The sequence below is a fragment of the Pseudofrankia saprophytica genome, from assembly GCF_000235425.2.
GTDB lineage: Bacteria > Actinomycetota > Actinomycetes > Frankiales > Frankiaceae > Pseudofrankia > Pseudofrankia saprophytica.
In genome coordinates, this window is the sequence record NZ_KI912266.1 from 4555422 (window position 1) to 4558940 (window position 3519).

Here is a 3519-nt window from a genome sequence, read left to right on the forward strand (position 1 = left end):
GGGCGCACCGGCCCCGTCACCCGGGACAGGCGGAACACCCGGGGCGCGCCGCGTCGGCGGTCATGCCCGGCCAGATACCAGCGGCCACGCCAGGACAGCACGCCCCACGGCTCGACGAGGCGCTCCGCCGGTTCGGCGTCGCCCGGCTTGCGGTACGGGAAGCGCACCGCGCGTCGTTCCCGCACGGCCGCCAGGCACGGCTCGAACGCCGCCTCTGCGGCGTCGACGCGCGGCTCGAGCCCGTCGAGGCCGAACAGCTCCGCCGGCCCCGGCGCGCCGGCCGGTGCGCCGGGGTCGGCGCCGCGTGGACCGGGACCCAGGCCGGGGCTGGTGGCGGCTCCCCCAGCGGCGAGCTTGCGCAGCGCGCTCGCCGCCGGCGCCGCCAGCGAGGCGGTCGACCACAGCCGGGTGGCGAGCGCCAGCGCCGCCGCCTCGTCCGGGGTCAGCCGGATCTCGGGCAGCGCGTAGTCGTCGCGGCGGATCCGGTACCCGACCTCGTCACCGTAGGAGTCCGCCCCGGTCTCCAGCGGGATGCCCAGGTCGCGCAGGTACTGCTTGTCCCGCTCGAACATCCGGCGGAACGCCTCGTGCTCGTCACCGTCGCGTCCCGGCTCGTAGCCCTCGACCATGTCGCCGATCTCGGACACGGTCAGGAACCTCGACGTCGCCATCAGGCACATCGTCAGGTTGAGCAGCCGCTCCAGCCGTCGACGGGACACACCCCGTGAGGTTATCCGCCGTCAGGGCAACCGGGACGCGAGGCCGCACAACAGTTCGACTCGCGCCCGCCGCGGACACGCATGCGGCCACATTCTGGGGTCAGTTGTGGCCGGGTGGGGACCACGATGGCTGGCCGATGGGCGATGGTTGGCGACCCGGTTGGACCCGCCGCGACGGACCGGTCTCAGCTGCTCGCCGCCGGGTCGGGCGACGCGGTCGCGCCCGCGGCCCCCGCGGCCTCCAGGTTGAGCAGGTCGACGACGAACACGATCGTGTCGTCGACCTTGATCGGACCGTTGCCACCCTGCGGGCCGTAGCCCAGCGCGGGCGGGATGACGATCAGCCGTCGGCCGCCGACCCGCATGCCCTCGACGCCGTCCTTGAGGCTGCCGCCGATGCCCTGCGCGAAGCCGGCGATGACCTGGCCCAGCGGGAACGTCGCCGGCTGCGACTGGTCCCATGAGGCGTCGAACTTCTCGCCGGTGTTCCACAGGGTGCCGATGTAGTTGACCGTCACGGTGCTGTCGAGGCCCGCCTGCGTGCCCTGGCCGACGACCAGGTCCTTCACGGTCAGCGCCGTGGGCGGCAGGCCCGCGCCGGCGCCGACGGCCGGCTCGACCGTCAGGTTCGTCGGGTTGCCCACGACCGGCAGCACGGTCGGCGCCTCGGTCACGGGTGCCTTCGTCGTCACCGGTGCCGCGGCGGTGCCGTCGGGGGCGCTGCCCGCGCTGCACCCGGCCACGGCCGCGCCCAGCAGCACCACCGCGATGGCGCCGCCGACGACGGCCCGCCGACCGCGCCCCCGACCGGCGGAACCGGCCGCGGCCGCCGGGGACACGCATGGAGGGGTGGGCACGGAGCGAAGACTCGTCGTCACGGGAGAGCGCGTCCTTACGGGGTGGCAGCGGATGGGGCGGACGATCCGCCGGCGCGCCTCTCGACGAGGCGACGGGGGTGCCGGCGAGATCCACACGCATCCTTGCAGAGCCCTGATCCCCTTCGCCACCACCGCCCCGCACCCAAAATCGCCAGGCCACCGCCCCCACAACGCTCCCCCGCCGGAACCGCCCCGACGCCATCCGGATCAGCTGTCCATCTGACCCGACCACCGGCAGCGACGGCGCATCAGCGCAGCCCCAACCCAGCCATCTCGTCTACCCGGGCCCAGCCCCACCACCGCCATGCGCCTGGATCCGGAACCAGGCAGCGAGGGCGCTCAGCGCCCGAGGGCGCCGCCCGGTTGCGGGCGCGGAGCGTCCGGCAACGGGAGCGCCTCACATGCTGGCGATCAGCTTGTCCACGCGGTCGTCGACGGAGCGGAACGGGTCCTTGCACAGGACCGTGCGCTGGGCCTGGTCGTTGAGCTTCAGGTGCACCCAGTCGACGGTGAAGTCGCGGCGCTTCTCCTGCGCCCGCTTGATGAACTCCCCGCGCAGCCGCGCCCGGGTGGTCTGCGGCGGCTTCGACTTCGCCTCGAAGACGTCGAGGTCACGGGTGACCCGCTCGACCAGGCCCGCCTTCTCCATCCGGTAGTACAGCCCGCGGTCGCGGTGGATGTCGTGGTACTTCAGGTCGAGCTCGGCGACCCGCGGCGAGGCCAGCGACACGTCGTGGCGGGCGCGGAAGCGGTCGATCAGGACGTACTTCGTCACCCAGTCGATCTCGCGGGCGACCAGCTCCAGGTCGTCGGTCTCGATCGCCAGCAGGGTGCGGCCCCACAGGTCGAGCACCCGCTTCGCGACCGCGTCGCCGCCGCGGCGGTCGACGAACTCCACCGCCTTGGCGTAGTACTCCCGCTGGATGTCGAGCGCGCTGACCTCCCGACCGTTCGCCAGCCGGATCTTGCGCTGGCAGGTCATGTCGTGGCTGACCTCGCGGATGGCGCGGATCGGGTTCTCCAGCGTCATGTCACGCAGCACGACGCCCGCCTCGACCATGCGCAGCACCAGGTCCGTCGCGCCGACCTTGAGCAGCATCGTCGTCTCGGACATGTTCGAGTCGCCGACGATGACGTGCAGCCGGCGGAAACGCTCGGCGTCCGCGTGCGGCTCGTCGCGGGTGTTGATGATCGGGCGCGACCGGGTCGTCGCGCTCGACACCGACTCCCAGATGTGCTCGGCACGCTGGGAGATGCAGTACACGGCGCCACGCGGCGTCTGCAGCACCTTGCCGGCCCCACAGAGGATCTGGCGGCTCACCAGGAACGGGACGAGCACGTCGGCGAGCCGGGAGAACTCGCCGTGCCGGCCGACCAGGTAGTTCTCGTGGCAGCCGTAGCTGTTGCCCGCCGAGTCGGTGTTGTTCTTGAACAGGTGGATGTCGCCGGCGATGCCCTCCTCGCGCAGCCGTCGCTCGGCCTCCACGAGCAGGCCCTCCAAAATGCGCTCCCCGGCCTTGTCATGGGTGACGAGGTCCGGCACGGAGTCACATTCCGGGGTGGCGTACTCGGGATGACTACCCACATCCAGGTACAGGCGCGCCCCGTTCTTCAGGAAGACGTTGCTGCTGCGGCCCCAGGACACGACCCGTCGGAACAGGTAGCGGGCCACCTCGTCCGGGCTCAGCCGCCGCTGGCCGCGGAACACGCAGGTGACGCCGTACTCGTTCTCCAGGCCGAAGATGCGGCGATCCACACTTCGACCCTATGCGCGTCGCGGTCTCCGCGCGGCCGGACGCACGTGCCAGCCCCCGGAATTCGTCCCACCGGACCGCCTGACGTCACGAAACGTCAGAAAACTCTTCATTCCGGCTACACCCGGCGACGAATGCCACCGTCCGCCCGAGGACGGCCGACAGGTC

General features: G+C 72.1%; 3 protein-coding genes. All 3 read right to left on the reverse strand.

The genetic code is table 11. The annotated features are described in order from the left end of the window. Positions 1-719 (reverse strand): helix-turn-helix transcriptional regulator (locus FRCN3DRAFT_RS45220; RefSeq protein WP_007520638.1); only part of this gene is annotated, 719 nt, incomplete at its 3' end. Between the two features lie 185 nt (positions 720-904). Continuing rightward, positions 905-1597, reverse strand: coding sequence for an FKBP-type peptidyl-prolyl cis-trans isomerase (locus tag FRCN3DRAFT_RS0219125; RefSeq protein WP_232794081.1), 693 nt, complete (start codon positions 1595-1597; stop codon positions 905-907). A gap of 397 nt (positions 1598-1994) precedes the next feature. Beyond that, a complete protein-coding gene (gene pafA, locus FRCN3DRAFT_RS0219130) occupies positions 1995-3353 on the reverse strand; it encodes a Pup--protein ligase (protein ID WP_007520641.1) in 1359 nt (452 codons plus the stop codon). Between the last annotated feature and the right edge of the window lie 166 nt (positions 3354-3519).